At 33.8% G+C, this 17,984-nt stretch carries 18 protein-coding genes and 1 tRNA gene; 10 read left to right on the top strand and 9 right to left on the bottom strand.

Features of this window, described 5'->3' with window-relative positions; translation table 11 throughout:
• The first annotated feature begins 23 nt into the window (after window positions 1-23).
• Complete coding sequence (locus AC1EU5_RS02875; RefSeq protein WP_480190842.1) at window positions 24-299, top strand: ATP-dependent Clp protease adaptor ClpS; 276 nt, start codon at window positions 24-26, stop codon at window positions 297-299.
• 201 nt (window positions 300-500) lie between these two features.
• The gene (locus AC1EU5_RS02880) at window positions 501-2,771 is read left to right on the top strand and encodes an aconitate hydratase (RefSeq protein WP_480190843.1); all 2,271 of its coding nucleotides are present in this window, start codon (window positions 501-503) and stop codon (window positions 2,769-2,771) included.
• 78 nt (window positions 2,772-2,849) lie between these two features.
• Here the strand turns inward: AC1EU5_RS02880 and AC1EU5_RS02885 are convergent, their stop codons facing one another.
• Window positions 2,850-3,542, bottom strand: a complete 693-nt coding sequence (locus AC1EU5_RS02885) for a FecR family protein (protein ID WP_480190844.1) — start codon at window positions 3,540-3,542, stop codon at window positions 2,850-2,852.
• Window positions 3,543-3,633: 91 nt separating this feature from the next.
• Entirely contained in the window at window positions 3,634-4,149 is a 516-nt protein-coding gene (locus AC1EU5_RS02890; RefSeq protein ID WP_480190845.1) for an RNA polymerase sigma factor, read from the bottom strand.
• A 425-nt stretch (window positions 4,150-4,574) separates the two neighbouring features.
• Here AC1EU5_RS02890 and AC1EU5_RS02895 point away from each other — a divergent pair, with 425 nt between their 5' ends.
• Both AC1EU5_RS02895 and AC1EU5_RS02900 read left to right on the top strand, forming a co-directional pair.
• Window positions 4,575-5,147 (top strand): DUF2911 domain-containing protein, encoded by a 573-nt coding sequence (locus AC1EU5_RS02895; RefSeq protein ID WP_480190846.1) that lies wholly within the window; start codon window positions 4,575-4,577, stop codon window positions 5,145-5,147.
• A 227-nt stretch (window positions 5,148-5,374) separates the two neighbouring features.
• Window positions 5,375-5,596, top strand: coding sequence for a hypothetical protein (locus AC1EU5_RS02900; RefSeq protein ID WP_480190847.1), 222 nt, complete (start codon window positions 5,375-5,377; stop codon window positions 5,594-5,596).
• Between the two features lie 955 nt (window positions 5,597-6,551).
• Here the strand turns inward: AC1EU5_RS02900 and AC1EU5_RS02905 are convergent.
• The 4 genes from AC1EU5_RS02905 to AC1EU5_RS02920 form a co-directional block, all read right to left on the bottom strand.
• Window positions 6,552-6,625: transfer RNA gene (locus tag AC1EU5_RS02905), tRNA-Arg, on the bottom strand.
• A complete protein-coding gene (locus AC1EU5_RS02910; protein ID WP_480191087.1) occupies window positions 6,607-6,855 on the bottom strand; it encodes a GIY-YIG nuclease family protein in 249 nt (82 codons plus the stop codon). Before AC1EU5_RS02910 ends, AC1EU5_RS02905 begins: the two co-directional genes overlap by 19 nt.
• A 202-nt stretch (window positions 6,856-7,057) precedes the next feature.
• A complete protein-coding gene (locus AC1EU5_RS02915) occupies window positions 7,058-7,213 on the bottom strand; it encodes an SsrA-binding protein (RefSeq protein ID WP_480190848.1) in 156 nt (51 codons plus the stop codon).
• 63 nt (window positions 7,214-7,276) lie between these two features.
• On the bottom strand, window positions 7,277-8,608 hold the full coding sequence (locus AC1EU5_RS02920) for a hypothetical protein (protein WP_480190849.1): 1,332 nt from the start codon (window positions 8,606-8,608) through the stop codon (window positions 7,277-7,279).
• A gap of 590 nt (window positions 8,609-9,198) precedes the next feature.
• Here AC1EU5_RS02920 and AC1EU5_RS02925 point away from each other — a divergent pair.
• On the top strand, window positions 9,199-10,140 hold the full coding sequence (locus AC1EU5_RS02925; RefSeq protein ID WP_480190850.1) for a calcium/sodium antiporter: 942 nt from the start codon (window positions 9,199-9,201) through the stop codon (window positions 10,138-10,140).
• A 40-nt stretch (window positions 10,141-10,180) separates the two neighbouring features.
• Here the strand turns inward: AC1EU5_RS02925 and AC1EU5_RS02930 are convergent, their stop codons facing one another.
• The 3 genes from AC1EU5_RS02930 to alaS all read right to left on the bottom strand — a co-directional run bounded on the left by AC1EU5_RS02930 (window position 10,181) and on the right by alaS (window position 14,358).
• Window positions 10,181-10,600: a CBS domain-containing protein gene (locus tag AC1EU5_RS02930; protein ID WP_480190851.1), complete on the bottom strand. Its 420-nt coding sequence runs from the start codon at window positions 10,598-10,600 to the stop codon at window positions 10,181-10,183.
• Window positions 10,601-10,683: 83 nt separating this feature from the next.
• On the bottom strand, window positions 10,684-11,637 hold the full coding sequence (locus AC1EU5_RS02935; protein ID WP_480190852.1) for a GSCFA domain-containing protein: 954 nt from the start codon (window positions 11,635-11,637) through the stop codon (window positions 10,684-10,686).
• A gap of 111 nt (window positions 11,638-11,748) precedes the next feature.
• Complete coding sequence (gene alaS / locus AC1EU5_RS02940; protein ID WP_480190853.1) at window positions 11,749-14,358, bottom strand: alanine--tRNA ligase; 2,610 nt, start codon at window positions 14,356-14,358, stop codon at window positions 11,749-11,751.
• Between the two features lie 130 nt (window positions 14,359-14,488).
• On the opposite strand from alaS, the gene AC1EU5_RS02945 reads away from it, so the two are divergent.
• The 5 genes from AC1EU5_RS02945 (at window position 14,489) to AC1EU5_RS02965 (ending at window position 17,980) form a co-directional block, all read left to right on the top strand.
• Window positions 14,489-15,460: a peptidoglycan DD-metalloendopeptidase family protein gene (locus tag AC1EU5_RS02945; protein WP_480190854.1), complete on the top strand. Its 972-nt coding sequence runs from the start codon at window positions 14,489-14,491 to the stop codon at window positions 15,458-15,460.
• Window positions 15,460-15,789: a MerR family transcriptional regulator gene (locus tag AC1EU5_RS02950; RefSeq protein WP_480190855.1), complete on the top strand. Its 330-nt coding sequence runs from the start codon at window positions 15,460-15,462 to the stop codon at window positions 15,787-15,789. The genes AC1EU5_RS02945 and AC1EU5_RS02950 overlap by 1 nt, the downstream gene beginning before the upstream one ends.
• A gap of 21 nt (window positions 15,790-15,810) precedes the next feature.
• Window positions 15,811-16,419 (top strand): LemA family protein, encoded by a 609-nt coding sequence (locus AC1EU5_RS02955; RefSeq protein WP_480190856.1) that lies wholly within the window; start codon window positions 15,811-15,813, stop codon window positions 16,417-16,419.
• Window positions 16,420-16,857 (top strand): TPM domain-containing protein, encoded by a 438-nt coding sequence (locus tag AC1EU5_RS02960; protein WP_480190857.1) that lies wholly within the window; start codon window positions 16,420-16,422, stop codon window positions 16,855-16,857. It abuts the gene before it with no gap.
• Between the two features lie 70 nt (window positions 16,858-16,927).
• Entirely contained in the window at window positions 16,928-17,980 is a 1,053-nt protein-coding gene (locus tag AC1EU5_RS02965; protein WP_480190858.1) for a 2Fe-2S iron-sulfur cluster-binding protein, read from the top strand.
• Window positions 17,981-17,984 lie beyond the last annotated feature (4 nt).

Here is a 17,984-nt window from a genome sequence, read left to right on the forward strand (position 1 = left end):
TAAATTTGTACAAAACGTTTTTGGTGAGTACAAAGGAGAAAATTCAAGAGGAAGTTGATGTGCTTGAGCAAGAAGTGCCAAAGCATGAGATTATTTTATTCAATGATGATGTACATACATTTGATTTCGTCATTGATTCTTTAATAGATGTTTGTGATCATACCCCTGAGCAAGCAGAGCAATGTACATACTTGGTGCATTATAAAGGTAAATGTGCAGTCAAAACTGGTGAATATGATGAGCTAAAGCCTAGGTGTACACGCCTTTTGAACTTAGGGTTGTCTGCCGAAATCGTTTGAAATAAGGTTTTTTCATAATTTTTATGTTTTCAGGTTAGCAAAATTTACTGATCTGAAATATGCTTTTCGTAATAATTTAGTATAAGTTTTAACTACTTCTCATTAATCGTGTTAAATACACATTTTATTTTGAGCATTTTTAAAAAAGTTTTCAAAAAAGAGTAACTTTGCTTTCATTCATTTAACCAATAAATTTTAAGTATGGCATTCGATATTGATATGATAAAAAGCGCCTATAAAAGGATGGGCGAACGTATTGAAAAGGCAAGAGAATTAACGGGCAAACCTTTAACGCTTTCAGAGAAGATTTTATACTCTCATTTAACAGAAGGAATGCCATCACAGGTGTATGAAAGAGGAAAATCATATGTAGATTTTGCTCCAGATAGAATAGCCTTACAGGATGCCACTGCACAAATGGCTTTGCTGCAATTTATGCAGGCCGGTAAGAAGAAAGTAGCAGTACCAACAACAACACATTGTGATCATTTAATACAAGCCAAAATTGGTGCGGAAAAGGATCTTCAAAATGCTTTAAATACCAGTAATGAGGTATTTAATTTTCTTGAGTCAGTTTCTAAAAAGTACGGTCTTGGTTTTTGGAAACCAGGAGCTGGTATTATTCACCAGGTGGTACTAGAAAATTATGCGTTCCCTGGAGGAATGATGATAGGTACTGATTCGCATACGGTTAATGCAGGTGGATTAGGAATGGTAGCTATTGGTGTTGGTGGAGCTGATGCTGTTGATGTAATGGCAGGAATGCCTTGGGAGTTGAAATTTCCAAAGCTTATTGGCGTAAAACTTACAGGAAAATTAAGTGGATGGACAGCTCCAAAAGATGTGATCTTAAAAGTAGCTGGTATTTTGACCGTAAAAGGTGGTACGGGCGCCATTGTTGAGTATTTTGGTGAAGGTGCAAAGAGTATGTCATGTACTGGTAAAGGAACTATTTGTAATATGGGTGCTGAAATTGGTGCAACTACTTCTACTTTTGGTTATGATGAATCTATGGAGCGTTACTTAAGAGCTACTGATAGAAGTGATGTTGCAGATGCCGCAAATGAAGTGAAAGAGCACCTTACTGGTGATGCTGAAGTATATGCCAATCCAGAGCAGTATTTTGATCAAGTAATTGAAATTAATCTGTCTGAATTAAAACCACATTTAAATGGACCTTTTACGCCAGATTTGGCAACACATGCTGGTAAGGAAATGACAGAGAAAGCGCAGGCGAATGATTGGCCATTAGAAGTTGAATGGGGTTTGATAGGTTCTTGTACAAACTCTTCGTATGAAGATCTTTCAAGAGCAGCTTCTATTGCGCAACAGGCTATTGATAAAGGGCTAGAAACCAAAGCTAAATTTGGTATTAACCCAGGTTCTGAGCAGGTACGTTTTACTGCAGAAAGAGATGGCTTATTGCAAAAATTTGAAGATTTAGATGCTACTATATTTACGAATGCTTGTGGACCTTGTATAGGGCAGTGGGCGCGTTATAGTGATCCTAAAAATGCACCAAAAAATAGCATTGTACATTCGTTTAATAGAAATTTTGCGAAGAGGGCAGATGGTAACCCAAATACCCATGCCTTTGTAACGTCGCCTGAATTGGTGGCTGCAATTGCTATTTCAGGAAGGTTAGATTTTAATCCTGTTACCGATACACTCGTTAATAAAAAAGGAGAAGAGGTAAAATTAGATGAACCTACAGGTTGGGAATTACCACCAAAAGGTTTTGACGTAGAGGATGCTGGTTTTGTATCACCTCCTGAAGATGGTTCTGGTATTGATGTGGTTGTAAACCCTGATTCCAAACGCCTGCAGCTATTGACACCTTTCGTGCCTATAGGTGATAGTATTACAGGTGCTAAATTGTTGATAAAAGCCAAAGGTAAATGTACTACAGATCATATTTCTATGGCAGGCCCTTGGTTACGTTTTAGAGGGCATTTAGATAATATATCTGATAATACCTTAACAGGCGCTGTTAATGCGTTCAATGATAAAACAGATAATGTTAAGAACCAGTTAACTGGTGAATATGGTACTGTGCCTGCTACACAAAGGGCATATAAGGCAGCTGGTGTTCCAACCATAGTTGTTGGAGATCATAATTACGGTGAAGGTTCTTCACGTGAACATGCGGCTATGCAGCCGCGTCATTTAGGTGTTGTGGCTGTATTAGTAAAGTCATTTGCCAGAATTCATGAAACGAATCTTAAAAAGCAAGGAATGCTAGGCTTGACTTTTGTGAATGAGTCGGATTACGATAAGATTCTTGAAGATGATACGTTTAATTTTGTAGACCTACATGAATTCGCGCCAGGAAAACCATTGACAATAGTTGCTAAACATACTGATGGTTCGGAAGATACTATTTTGGCAAATCATACGTACAATGCAGGGCAAATAGAATGGTTTAAGCATGGTTCTGCGTTGAACCAGATCAAAAAGGAAAATGCAGCCTAATTTTATAAAATAGATGTAAATAAAAAACCTCTTGAAGTATTTCAAGAGGTTTTTTATGATATTTCTATGAGAAAATTGTTATGCTAATCTTGTATCTCGTTTAGATACAATCTTACCATCTAATATTCTTAATTTTTTACCCGCAGGTAACTTTACCGTTTTTCCTTTATAGGTAAAGCTTACTTCACCCTCAAAACATTCTATTTCAAAAAAATTAGCACGCTGTTTCACGCTAAAATCAGTACCCAAAACGGTCACCTTTCCTTGCCACGTTTCAACGTCAAAAGATGAACCTTTAGCAACTTTAAAGCGAGCTGCACCAACAAGTTTTACTTGTCTATCTTGTTCCCAATTTCTTTTCTGAAATCTTAAGGCAGATGATTTTTCTAGTGAAACCGTTGAAGCATCTGGTAACTCGATAACAGTTTGTTGATCAGCCAAGGTTTTTACTGTTGCCATATTATCATATATAGGTAAATAATGAACAGTAATACCTAAAACTATGGCAGCAGCAACTTTTAAAAAAGGGTTTAAGAATCTTTTAAATGTAGTATCTTGTTTTGTTGATCTATCAGCTTGTTGCATTCCTTTAAGCTTTAAAGACAACTTCTGATATTCAGCATCAGCATCATAAGAATCATCTTTAAACAAAGGTGCTTGCTCACCGATCTTAATATAAGAATCATATTCAGGCAACTTTTTGAACTCTTCCATTTCAGAGTCAGAAAGTGCTGAATCAAGCCATTTATGTATTAATTCTTCTTTTTTCATGCGAAGCGATTTGTAAATATAACAACTTCAGTACAACTTTTCCTACCATTGCTGTTACTTCAACGTTTTAAGCTTAGTATTATTTTGCCAATTAAATGCCTTCTATTTCTTTACGAAGTTTTTCTAAAGCTCCATATATCCTCTTTTCAACCGCCTTTCTTGAAATCCCCAACAATTCGGCTATTTCTTTGTGTCTTTTTCCTTCTGCTTTATTCATTAGAAAAGCAACGCGCTGCGCTTCCGTAAGCTTTGCCAGTGCTTTTTGGTATTTTTCCATGAATTGAGTCTCTTCCATAAGAAACTCAGGATTTTCATTAGTATAATTCTTAGGTGCTACCTGTTTATGCTTTAAGACTACTGCTTGATGTTTAATGTCATTAAGCATTAAATTATTAGCAGTAGTAAACAAAAATGACTTTGCTTTTTCTGGTGATACCTTCTTACAATTGTTCCACAATGTAACAAAAGCTTCTTGAACTTTATCTCTGGGGTCTAATCTATCACCATACTTATAACGCAAAAAATTAAATAAGTCATTAGAATTTGTCCGAAATATTTTTGAGAATAATTGCTCTTCGCAAATATGATTAGTAAGGCTAGTTACCATAAATTTTTTGGTTAAGGTGGGAATTTTTTGGTTTGGGTTGTTTATATGTCAGAAAGCATTAGTTTCTAGAGTACATTTAGATATACAAACTTATAATGTCTAAAACTTTGATTAATAACTATTAACAGTAAATTACTGTAAATATTGTATAAATAAGTTAAGACAATTCAGCAAATGTACTAATTTTTTAAAGAGGTGTTTTTATGCTGATTTAGAGAGTTTAAAGAAAAAGAAAAGAATAGAAGATTAAAATAGTTTCAGTTAGTTTCATTTTGATATTGGAAAATTGCTATGTTTTTCAATTTTAAAAAAGCTGCTTCAATACCATTTGAAGCAGTTTTTTTGTTTTTATGGAAAACTGAAGTATAGAAAGTGACTTTTTTGAAATGGATGTGTCAAAAAAAGTAAGAAAGAAAAAGAATGCTATGAAAAAGACACACTACTCTGCAATTATTACTATCCTATTATTTACCTTTTTATTTACTACAGAGAGTAATTCACAGGGTAACATTCCTTTAGATGATATTCCTCATGATATTGCGTATTATAGAAAAACTAAATTAACGTCACCACTTGTAAAAATAGTGTATGGAAGACCACATAAGAATGGCGCACAAGTTTTCGGCAATACTGTTGCATTTAACAAGGTTTGGAGAACAGGAGCTAATGAAGCTACAGAAATTAAATTCTATCAAGATGTAGACTTCGGAGGCAAGAAAATAAAAGCGGGTACGTATGTTTTGTATACAATACCCGGAGAAAAAGAATGGGAAGTATTATTGAGTTCTAATTTAGATGTTTTAGGAGCATTTCAATATGATCCAACATTTGATATTGCAAAAATTAAAGTACCCGCAAAACAAGCAGAGGAGTTAAAGGTATTTTCAATTTATTTTAAAGAAATGAAGAGTGATATTGTAATGGTATTGGGCTGGGACACGGTTAGAGTTCACATTTCTATCTCTGTTAGAGAGAAGCAAGAATATGCACATATTTAATAAACAAGTAGCTGTTTTGGCAGGAATTTTTTGAGTTTAGTTGTTTTATTATAGAATGGTAGAATAAAAATGCTCTTTAGAATTGAACGAACAGTATAGAGTATTTTGGGTAAACGATTAGATATTAAGCAATTTTCTTAGGTGTTAAGATGATTGTTTACTTGCTAAAAGAGTAATAGTAAAGTGGAGTCAGCCAACTAAAACTAACCTTTATAATCGTAAAAACCATGAAAGTAAGATGTAATAAGTTAATAGTTTCGATCGGAATCCTGTCTTTTATAGCAATGCTATTCTTATCTTCTTGTAAAACCAGTTCACCTGTATTGTTTGATATACAAGCTGATGCTTCTAGAATTAAAAAGAGTAAAGAATTGCTTGCCGAAACTGAAAGTAAAAACAACCTTACCAATTCAAAACAAACTCCTTTACGAGTAGCTAAATCTCGGTAGTTTCAATAGTCTGATTTTTTATTTAATTCTTAATGGAATTCAATGTTTGATAATAAAAAAATCAACTAAAACCCCATTTCTTCTATAAGCTATAAATACTAGCTATGTTAAATAGAATTTATGTATAGATTATGTTAAGGAAAAGCAGTCAAGATTTTGACTGCTTTTTTTGTTTGAAACGTTTGAATGAAATCAACAAATACATAAATCTTAATAAATGCAAAAACTTGGTAAAAAATAGAATGAATTATCTGTTTTTCGTGCAAAACTGGAAAGAAAATGGACCTTTATTTAATGCTGTAGTTAATTTAATATATTGATTATCAATTTTTTATAAAAAAAAAGATTTTTATGGGGGAATTTTTAAAGTACAGTTGTTTTATATATGAAAAGCGACAAGATAGTCACTTAAAGAAAAAGAAAAAGTTCTTTTACATACCAAAAATTAAAGCTCATTTTTTATAAATGAAACATAAAGTAAACCACCTGAATTGGTCCCTAAAAAGAAACATTTATAATTGAGATAAAAACCAACAATTAACCAAAAAAAATTAAAGAGATACTATTGCTCTTAAAGGTTTTGCCTTAGTGATTGGAAAATTGCTGTGATTAAGAAGACAAGCTGCCTTAAGCACTACAAGCCATGGGGCAGTTTGTTTGGCAACCGAATTAATTCCTTTCTCCCCTAAAGTTAGCGAATTAAGTTTTTTCATGATAAATTTAAAAGCACCTACTTATTTGTAGGTGCTTTTTTTGTTTATACAATTTTAGCTGAACAATTTCAGATTTAATTATTCAATTTGGATTACTCACTTTGTTCATGATCCTTTTTAGCTCCATTTTGAGAGTCAAAAAAATAAATGTTTCACATTTAAAAACCTTCATTCACAAAAATAAAAAAGCGAGCTTTTTATTTTGCTCGCTTAGATTTTTGAATCTTTTTTCGATTCATTCGTGACCGCGATAGGATTCAAACCTATAACCTTCTGAGCCGTAATCAGATGCGCTATTCAGTTGCGCCACGCGGCCGATTTAATATATATTCTACCTTTACCTGTTTTGAGAAATTTTTCTCTTTTGATAGCAGCCTCCTTCGAGTCAAATTCTTCAAAGAATAGAAGCTTCCACGGTAAGTAGGGTTTTGTAGACACAGTTTTTCCAGTATTATGTTGACGTAACCGTCTTTTCACATTTCTGGAGAATCCAACATAATGTCTATTAAAGTTAATACTTTTAAGAACGTAAACATAATATTTCATATGCTTTATAAGATGCGCCCCGACTAAGTCGGGCTCGTATTCAGCGTGTCCGCCTTTGGCGGATTGCGCCACGCGGTCATAATTGGGGTGCAAATATATTTTAATTTAGAGTAATGGCAAAATTAAGCACAAAAATTAGTTGTTTCTAATCTCAATAGTTATTGAGAGGTATACATAAAGGATTGACTGAGTAATACTATTGCTAGTCTAAAGCACGCATGGTAACAAAGGCACGCCATCCCACAATAGCCAACTGAACTTTTGATGCTTTGCCAATATCTAATTCACGTTTTGTAAAACTAGGTAAAACCGCCTTATTTAATTTGGCCAAAAATTTAAAGAGTTGTTTTTTCACCATGTAAAAATACAAATTATAACCCTTGCAATTGCAAGGGTTATAATGTTCGTAGTAAATATATTTCTATTTATTTTTAGCCACCATTTTTTTTGCTATTTCAGCACCTATTAGAGATTCCAATAAGTTACCAATGTTAGCAGATTTGTTACCACTTTCTATATATGTTGCAGGTAATTTCAATGATTTTAACTCGGCGGCAACTCCTACTGCAGTTTTAAAATTCCATTCAGCACGCTCTTGTGGAGTTAAACCAGCAGTAACAAGTTTAGTATTCTCATAAGCTTGAGCATCTGCTAAGGTTTTTCGAGTCTTTGCTTTAAAAATAGCCACTTCATACAACTTCTTTTCTTCAGTTAGATTGAATTCAGCTACTTTAGCTTGTGTTTCTGCGGCAATAGTTTGCTGTATCTGTTCTTTTTCTAAGCGAGCTCTTTCAGTCGCTTTTTCAGCTTCTCCCTTGGCTTTTTCTTTCTGAGCTCTATAAAATTCTCGTTCTGCTTGCTGTTTTTCAAGTTGTGTTTGTGCTACCTCTTCCTTTTGCAATTGTAAACGAGTGTCAAAGGTAGGTTCCCAATCAATTTCATTAACAACAGCCTGAACGACAGTTAACCCATATGATTTTAAAGAATTGCCCTTTACCCGAACAGGCTCACCATTTTTATATTTGATTCTAAAACGCTTTTGGCGTGTTTCTTTATTTACTATAGTTCTTACAACTGTGCTATCACCAATTACATCCGGTGTTTCATATGCCGCATATTCTTCAAGCACATACATGCCATTTTCCAGTTGATCTTGAAAATATCTATCAAAATCTGCAGCTTGTCCTGAAATATAATCTTGTGCAGCCATTAGTTTGCAAGTATTTTTTATAGATTGATCTATGTTAGGTATGATACGTGAGCGAATTAAATTTTTTTCAGTTTTATTTCTATCGGCAACCGATAGAAATTGCTTATCATCACCAGTATTGATACTTATTACGACGGATGTAGCAATTTTACCTTTAACGGCATCATTAAATTCCCAATGTCTTGCTGCGTCGGCGTATGCATATTTACTTTGGTCGCCCAGACCACCTTCTTGATTCGGAATAACATATTTAATAGGCATTTCAAATTGAATTGGTATTAACCTTCCCCACATTTTTGTATGTATTCCCTGGCGGAAAACTGCTTTTTGTCCACCCCAAGGATACTGAACGGCATAGGCTGTTCCTGGCTCTGCGTAGAAGAATATTCCATTAAAAATGCTTAGAATAATTCCCAGAGTAATAAATTGAGTACTTTTTCTTCTGGTAAACCAGTCTAGTACTTTGTTTGGTTTTAAAATAGGTTTTAATACCAACGATAAGATTCCGGTAATAAGCAATAGTGCTCCAATAAAAGTTAGCATGATTTTTGGCTTTAAGGGTTAATAAATCGGTTAAAATAGGTTAATTAAGGTTGCAATAATTGTAATGATAATTTGAATCATAGTTTTTAGAGATTTTGGTTAATTTTTTAGTTTGTTGAATAAATTCTTTTTCAGTATACCAAGTTTTCCAAAATCTGGTCACATAAAAAATATAAAATCTATGAAATTGCCTACCAAATTTTAAGTATTAAATAAAATAAGCCCTACAAGTGTAAGTTATTTTTCTTGAAATATGTAACAATATGTAACTTTAATTGTGTTAAATGGTTACAAATTATAATAATTGTAGAGCATTTTTTCATCAATTTTTATAAAAATGATGAAAAGTCATCTTTTTTTGGCTATATTTTGTGCTTTTCATCTTTTATTGAATCGTTTCTATGTTTTTTTGATGAATAAAAAACCTTATTATTTTTTAGATAATAAGGTCAATTCAAGGATGAGTTATTTGGTTAGTTTTTTACTCTTTTTGTTGATTTTAAGGCTTTAAATTATCCTTATCTAAATTTTAGGTTATTCATACAACTTCAAAGAATGTTTTTAAAATTATATTTGCCAAAATTTAGTCTATGAGCATCCTATACATAGTTGGTGGTTTGGTTTTATTGGTTTTGGGAGGCAACTGGCTCTTAAAGGCCGCTGTAGGCTTATCACTTCAGCTAAATATTCCAAAGATTGTTATAGGAATGACGGTAGTATCATTTGCTACTTCTGCTCCAGAACTAATTGTAAGTATAAAATCAGCTTTAGATGGTGCCACCGGTTTGGCAATAGGAAATGTCATTGGTTCTAATATTGCGAATTTAGGATTGGTTTTAGGAGTGACCATTATTTTAGGAAGCATAGATGTAGAGAGAAGTTTTTACAAAACAAATTGGCCTGTAATGATGCTTGCTTCTATAGTTCTGTATTTTTTTATTGCAGAAGATCTGGTAATTCAGCAGTATGAGGGAATTATTATGTTTTCAATGCTAATTATTTTCCTGATTTACCTATTGCGATTTCAGAAACCCGCAGTCGTTGATGAAATGCCTGAAGATGATGAGCTTTTACCTTTGTATAAGGTTGTTTTGTTTTTAGTGATTGGAGGTTTAGGGCTTTGGGGTGGTTCTGAATTTTTAATCACCGGTGCTGTTGATCTGGCTAAAAATTTAGGTGTAAGTGATGCTATTATTGGTGTAACGGTTGTATCTGTTGGGACCAGCGTACCTGAGTTGGCGGCTTCTATAATTGCCGTTTTAAAGAAAGAGAAAGCCATCTCATTAGGAAATTTAGTGGGCTCAAATGTGTTTAATATTCTAGCAGTTTTGGGTATTACTTCAATGATTTTACCTGTGGAGGTAAAGCCAGATGCCATGAGTCTTATTAACAATGATATTTTCTGGATGCTGGGAGTATCTTTTTTAATATTTCCATTGGTATTCTTACCCAAAGGCCTACGATTGAACTGGCGCGATGGTATTGTTCTACTTAGCCTTTATGTGCTTTTTATATACAAATCCTTTAGTTAAAAAGCTTACTAACCAAAATTGACCCTACTTCAAGCTGTACTTAAAACTGTTCCAATAAATATTTTATAAGATCTGTAGTAGTTACAATACCTACTAGTTCATCTTCTTCAACTACTGGCAATGCATGAAATTCTTGATTGGCTAAAATTTCTGCTACTTCCTTTATTGTTGCTGATGGTGAAACAGAAATAAGATTTTTAGCCATGACTTGTTCAATTGTGAACATATTATAAACAATGGTTTCAACGTCACTTTCGTCATCTTCTATAGCATCTGCAAAACTTATGCGTAAAAGATCAGTATAACTTAACATCCCTTTAATTTGATTGCCTTCAACAACCGGAATATGTCTGATTTTATTTTCTTTAAATAGTCGCTCGGCACTTACTAGGTCACCTGAGGTATTCAATGTGATGACATCTTTAGTCATTATTGTTGATATGGGTGTTCTTTTTTTCATAATAAATCATCTTTTTTGTTTGAATAAAGTTCTGATTTAAACTCAACTCAAAAACTGATATTTATCATGAAAAAGAAAATTCTTTAATCAAAAGAAATATAAGGATGGTTGACTTGAAGCAATTTTATTTTTTCTTCTAAAGAATTTAAAAAAGTTTGGTGCAGTTCAGAATTAGGATTAAAAGACTTGTGTAACAATCCTTTTTGAATTATATCAATGTCTTTCATAGTGTTTCTGGCACTTTGGGAAATCCAGACACTTTGAAATTTTTCCCAGATATAATCAATTGCGATTTGATTAGGATGTATCATGTCTTCAGCATAAAAACGATAATCACGTAATTCATCTAACATCAACTCATAGGAAGGGAAATAATGAGTATTCTTACGCGGCTCAACTACTTGGTGTATAGCAGCAGTTAAATGAGCCTTGCTTCTTGCATTTTCAGTAAAACCATCTTTTAAATGACGTACAGGAGACACTGTAAATAATAAAGAGACTTTAGGATTTACTTTCTTAATCAATGCAATAATAGCTTCTAAACTTTGCTGGATTTCTTCAACGGTGAGCAGCTCTTTTAAAAACTCCTTTTGCGGTACTTTATGACAATTAGCAATAACGGTATCAGACTCAATATGTCTATAGACCCAAGCAGTTCCCAGAGTAATGATTATATGTGTAGCCTTATTTATTTGTTGACTCGTATTGTCTATTCCATTATTTAGGTTTTGCAGTAAAACTTCTTTTTCAGGATGACCTAACCTAGAATGTGCCTCAAAACAATGCCATTGTTCATTCAAAAAAAAGATATCTTCTTGAGTGTATCGCTTCTCATTTATAGAGTTCGCAATAAGGTTTTCGATCGCTTTAGGGTGAAATAAAATTCCAAAGGGATTTAAAAGATTTTGAAATTTAAAATAGGAGAGTTTAGACCCGATATGTTCAGTAAAACAAGAACCTAGTAACAACAAATCAGAATCATAATTAATAGAATGATATCGTTGAGGTTCTAAGGGTATTTGCGTTTGTAACTGCATTTTATAGTAATGTCATTCTTACCTTTTGTCTTCATTAAAGGTAGACTTCGGTAGAAGTTTGTTTATGAAAAATCTGGATTCCGCATCAAGTGCGGAATGACAAATATTAAACTATGATAAATATTCTTTCGCTTTTACAAGCGCCTCTTTAATACCATCAGGGTTTTTACCACCAGCAGTTGCAAAAAATGGTTGCCCGCCGCCGCCGCCATGAATTAGTTTACCTAGTTCTCTTACTATCTTTCCGGCATTTAAGTTATCATTTGCTATGTTCTTAGAAATGTAAACTGTCAGCATAGCCTTACCATTATTGGTAGACCCTGCAATAAAATATAAGTTCTCCATTTCACCACCTATTTGAAACGCAAGATCTTTAATGGCACTTTGATCTAGACTTACCTCTGAGGCAATAAAATTAATACCATTAATGTTTTCAGCACTTTTTTTCAAATCATTCTTTAATGAAGAAGCTTTGTCTTTCATAAAAACTTCCAACTGTTTTTTAAGCTCGGTGTTTTCCTGTTGCAAAGCTTTTACAGATTCTATTGGGCTTGACGAACTTTTGAATAAATCCTTAATCTCAAAATAGGCTCTATTCGTTTCAAAATAAAAGTCTTTTACTGCGTCATAAGTAATGGCTTCAATTCTTCTGATTCCTGAAGCTACAGCACTTTCTGATCTGATTTTAAAATGCCAGAGGTCGCTTGTATTTTGAACATGTGTACCTCCACAGAGTTCAATAGATTTTCCAAAACGAATTGTTCGTACAGTATCACCATATTTTTCCCCAAAAAGTGCCATAGCACCTTGATTTTTAGCCTCTGTCATGGTAATGTTCCTGTCTTCTTGAAGCGCTAGTTTATTATTGATTCTTGCATTGACAAAATTCTCTACATCTCGCAATTCGTCTAAAGTTAATTTAGAAAAATGCGAAAAGTCAAATCGTAAATATTTTGAATGCACTGCAGACCCTTTTTGCTCAACATGTGTACCTAAAATCTCACGAAGTGCCTGGTGCAATAAATGCGTTGCTGTATGATTACAAGCTGTTCTAAAACGCTGCTTTTCATCAACAACTACCTTAAAAGTATCAGAAACATTTTTAGGTAAGTTCTCTGCAAAATGAATGATAAGATTATTCTCTTTTTTTGTGTCAATAATATAAATAACGTCACCGTTAGGAGTTTCTAAATAACCTTTATCGCCAACTTGCCCACCGCCTTCAGGGTAGAAAGGCGTTAAATTAAAAACCAGCTGATATTGATCACCATCTTTTTTAGAACTTACCTTTCTATAGCGTGTAATCTTAACACTCGCTTCCAATTGGTCATAGCCAATAAATTCTTCATCTTTATCGTCTACTAATATATGCCAATCATCAGTTTCAACTTCTGATGCTGCTCTAGAACGACTCTTTTGCTTTTCTAATTCTTCATTGAATGTTTTTTCATCAAAGGTCAATCCTTTTTCAGAAAGAATAAGTGCTGTAAGGTCTTTTGGGAATCCATAGGTATCATACAATTCAAAAGCTTTTTCACCAGAAATGACATTTCCTTTGGTTTGCTGAACTATTCCATCCAACAAGATCAATCCTTGTTCTAAAGTCCTTAAAAAGGAATGCTCTTCCTCTTTAATAACATTTGTAATTAATTGCTTTTGTTCTTTTAGTTCAGTAAAGAAAACTCCCATTTCTTTACTTAAGGTCTGCACCAGCTTGAAAATAAAGGGCTCTTTTTGATTTAAAAATGTGAATCCGTAACGAATAGCACGTCTCAAAATTCTTCTTATCACATAACCAGCACCAGTATTTGAGGGTAGTTGGCCATCAGCAATAGCAAAAGCTACAGCACGCACATGATCAGCAATCACACGAATGGCAACATCTGTTTTTTTGTCTTTACTATACTCAGATCTGGTTATGGTTTCAACTTCCCTAATAAGAGGGGTAAATACATCAGTATCATAGTTAGACTGGACGTTTTGTAATACCATACAAAGGCGTTCAAAGCCCATTCCGGTATCAATATGTTTTTGAGGAAGTTCTTCTAAAGAGCCGTCAGCTTTTCGGTTATACTGCATAAAAACCAGATTCCAGATCTCAACTACTTCGGGGTGGTCTTTGTTCACCAATTCCTTACCGGGAATTTTTGCTTTTTCTTCTTTTGATCGTATATCTACATGAATTTCAGAACAAGGTCCACTAGGTCCTTGAGCACCCATTTCCCAGAAGTTATCCTTTTTATTACCATTGATAATGCGATCTTCATCTATCAATTCTTTCCAATAATCATAAGCTTCCTGATCAAATGCCAATCCATCATTTTTATCGCCTTCAAAAACCGTGACATATAAGTCATTTTTGTTAATCTTATAAACCTCTGTAAGTAATTCCCATGCCCACGCAATAGCTTCTTTTTTAAAGTAATCGCCAAAACTCCAATTACCTAACATTTCAAACATCGTGTGATGGTAGGTGTCAATTCCTACTTCCTCTAAATCATTATGCTTGCCAGAAACACGTAAACATTTTTGTGTATCTGCTATTCTTTTGACATCCGCTTTTTTTTGCCCTAAAAAATACTCCTTAAAAGGAACCATCCCCGCATTAGTAAACATTAGGGTAGGGTCATTTTTGAGAACCATAGGTGAGGAAGCTACTATATTGTGGCTTTTAGATTTAAAAAAGTCTAAAAATTGCTGTCTGATTTCCTGTGACGTCATAATGTTAATTAAAAGCTAAATAAAAGGGCTTTTTTTTCAGTTGCAAAACATTTCGTAAATTTGTTGTTATGCAAAAAAATAAGCATATAAAAATGCTTAATAGACTGCAAAAATAGTATAATTTAGCGTTATGGCGAAGGTAAAATATTATTACGATTCAGACACTTTATCGTATCGTAAAATAGAGCTTAAAAAACGGGAAAAAATTAAGCAGACTTTAATATTCCTAGCCAGTTCTGTTTTGTTTTCCTTGCTTATCGTTTTTCTTTCTTTTCAATTTATAGAATCACCTAAAGAAAAAGCACTCAATAGAGAACTTGATAACATGAAGTTACGCTATGACTTACTTTCAAAGAAAATGGATAGGGCGACGGATGTCTTAGCCGAAATCCAACAACGTGATAATGACATTTACCGCTTGTATTTTGAAGCAAACCCTATTCCTGAAGAGCAGCGCAAAGCGGGCTTTGGAGGAATTAACAGATATAAATCATTAGAAGGTTTTGAAAATTCTGAAATGATAGTTGATGTGACCAAGAATATGGATATTCTGTCAAAACAGCTCTACATTCAGTCAAAATCTTTAGATGAGATTATTAATTTGGCTGAGGATAAAGAAAAATTATTGGCATCAATACCGGCAATTCAACCTATAAAAAAAGAAGATCTTACAAGAATGGCTTCAGGGTATGGTTGGCGTTCTGACCCATTTACCAAGGCTAGAAAAATGCATAAAGGAATGGATTTTACTGCTCCTACAGGTACACCTATTTATGCTACCGGTAATGGAAGAGTAAAACGTGCAGATAATAGAGCTTCCGGTTTTGGTGAGCATATAGAAATAGACCACGGATTTGGCTATAAAACCATTTACGCACATTTGAGTAAGTACAATGTAAAGCGCGGTCAGAAGGTAAAAAGGGGTGACCTAATTGGATTTGTTGGAAGTACGGGTCGTTCGGCAGGACCACACTTACATTACGAAGTACATAAAAATGGCAAAGCCATTAACCCTATAAATTTCTATTATGGAAATTTAACACCTGAAGAGTTCAAAAAAATGTTAGAAGCTGCTTCGCAAGAAGGCCAATCATTTGATTAATGCATATAGATCTACCAGACAAGCGATACTACAAAATTGGAGAAGTGGCAAAAGCCTTTAATGTTAATACTTCATTAATCCGTTTTTGGGATAAAGAGTTTGATATCATCAAGCCAAAAAAGAATGCGAAGGGTAACCGACTTTTTACACCTGAAGACATCAAGAATTTGCAGATGATTTATCATTTGGTAAAAGAAAAAGGATTTACTTTAGATGGTGCAAAGAATAAATTAAAGCAAAATCTTGAAAAAGTAAAGGGCAATCATGAAATTATTGCGCGATTGCAAGGCGTAAAAGATCAACTTATAAAAATTAAAAATCAATTATAATCAACTAAAATTACTATTATCATGAAAAAATGGCTTATCCCCGTAATAATACTTGCAGTTTTAGCACTAGGATTGTATAACTGGGCTGTTGGCTTTAACAATACTGCTGTTGAATATGAAGCTGATGCTAAAACCGCTTGGTCTAATGTAGAGAGCGCGTATCAAAGAAGGAACGACCTTATCGGTAATTTAGTGAAAACAGTACAAGGTGCAGCTGATTTTGAGAAAGAAACCTTAGAAAGTGTGATAAGTGCCAGAGCAAAAGCTACTCAAACTACAATTGATCCGTCAAATTTAACTGCTGAGAATATGGCAGCTTTTCAACAAGCACAACAAGGATTAAGCGGTGCGCTGTCAAGATTATTAGTAACTGTTGAGCGCTATCCGGAATTAAAGGCGAATCAAAACTTTTTAGAACTACAGTCTCAATTAGAAGGAACAGAAAATAGGATTAACGTTGCGAGAGACCGTTTTAATGAGAAAGTGAATATTTATGATATTCATACCACCAAATTTCCAGGAAAAATTTTAGCAGGAATGTTTGGCTTTAAGGAAATGGCTAGATATAAAGCAGATCCCGGTTCTGAGAACGCTCCAGATGTAAATTTTGATTTTGGTAAAAAGGAATAAATGTCTAAAGTAGAAGCCTTTTTAACTGCTGCCGAAGAACAAAGTATTATAGATGCAATTCGTGATGCAGAGAAGAATACTTCTGGAGAAATCCGTGTACATTTAGAAAAAAATACAGAAAAAGACCCTTTGGAACGTGCCAAAGAGGTCTTTTACTTTTTGAAGATGGATGCCACAGCTCAGCAAAATGGTGTGCTTTTTTATGTGGCAGTAGATGATAGGAAGTTTTCGGTAGTTGGCGATAAAGGAATCGATCAAGTTGTGCCGAATGATTTTTGGAATAGTATTAAGAACACGCTTATTGCCAAATTTAAAATGGGTGAATATGCTCAAGGCTTAAAAGATGGTATTCTTGAAACAGGCGAAAAATTAAAAGAACACTTTCCGTATCAAACCAACGATAGCAACGAGTTATCTGATGAAATTTCTAAAGGATAATTTTTTGCTTTTCAATTATTTTTCAGTTCCTCTTTTTGTATTTTTAACGCTTAAATCTTAAGCCCTTTACATGTCATCATTTTATCATGTACCTATTAAAAAAATTGCTAGGCAAACCTACAATTCCGTATCTATAACTTTTGACATTCCAGCTAGCTTAAAGGATAAGTTCACATTTATTCCAGGGCAGTATATTACTATTCAAACAAGTTTAAGAGATGAGCAGATAAGGAGAGATTACTCCATTTGTTCTTCAATAAACAGTAGTCGAGTAAGGATAGGTGTTAAAGCAGTTGAGAATGGTCTTTTTTCTAAGTACGCTGTAAACGTTTTAAAAGAAGGTGATGAGTTAGAAATTTCTGCTCCTCAGGGTAGATTTAACCTTCAGTCTAATGTAACTAATAAAAAGAATTATATGGCTTTTGCCGCAGGAAGCGGTATCACTCCTATTTTGTCTATGATAACATCAGTTTTGGAAATTGAACCAGAAAGTAATTTTGTGCTTGCTTATAGTAACAAAACTCAAAATGATGTGATGTTTAAATCTGAAATTGACGATTTGCTGAAACAATATGGTGATCGTTTTTTTGCACACTATACGTATACGCAAGGAAGCTATGAAGGTGCAAGGTCAGGTAGGATAGATGAAAACTTTACAAAAGAACTACTTGAAAGATATAAAAATCTAGTTTTTGATGGATTTTTTCTTTGTGGCCCAGAACCTATGATTCATTTGGTTAAAGATGCTTTAAAGGGAAAAGGTGTTAATGAAGATAGCATTCACTTTGAATTGTTTACTACTCCATCGGAGCCAACTTCTGAAATCGAGGAGAATCTCGATGGAGAGACACAAATCACCATCCTATTAGATGATGAAGAGGAAACATTTTCAATGAAAAAAGAGCATACTATTTTAGATGCAGCCCTGCTTAAAGGATTAGATGCACCATATTCTTGTCAAGGAGGTATTTGCAGCAGCTGTATTGCCAAAATAACTGAAGGAAAAGCTGTGATGGAAAAGAATTCTATACTCTCTGATGCAGAAGTTGAAGATGGTATTATTTTAACCTGTCAAGCACACCCTACTACTTCAAAGATACGAGTTGACTATGATGATGTATAGAGTA

The sequence above is a fragment of the Maritimimonas sp. 2405UD52-3 genome (genome assembly GCF_056591715.1).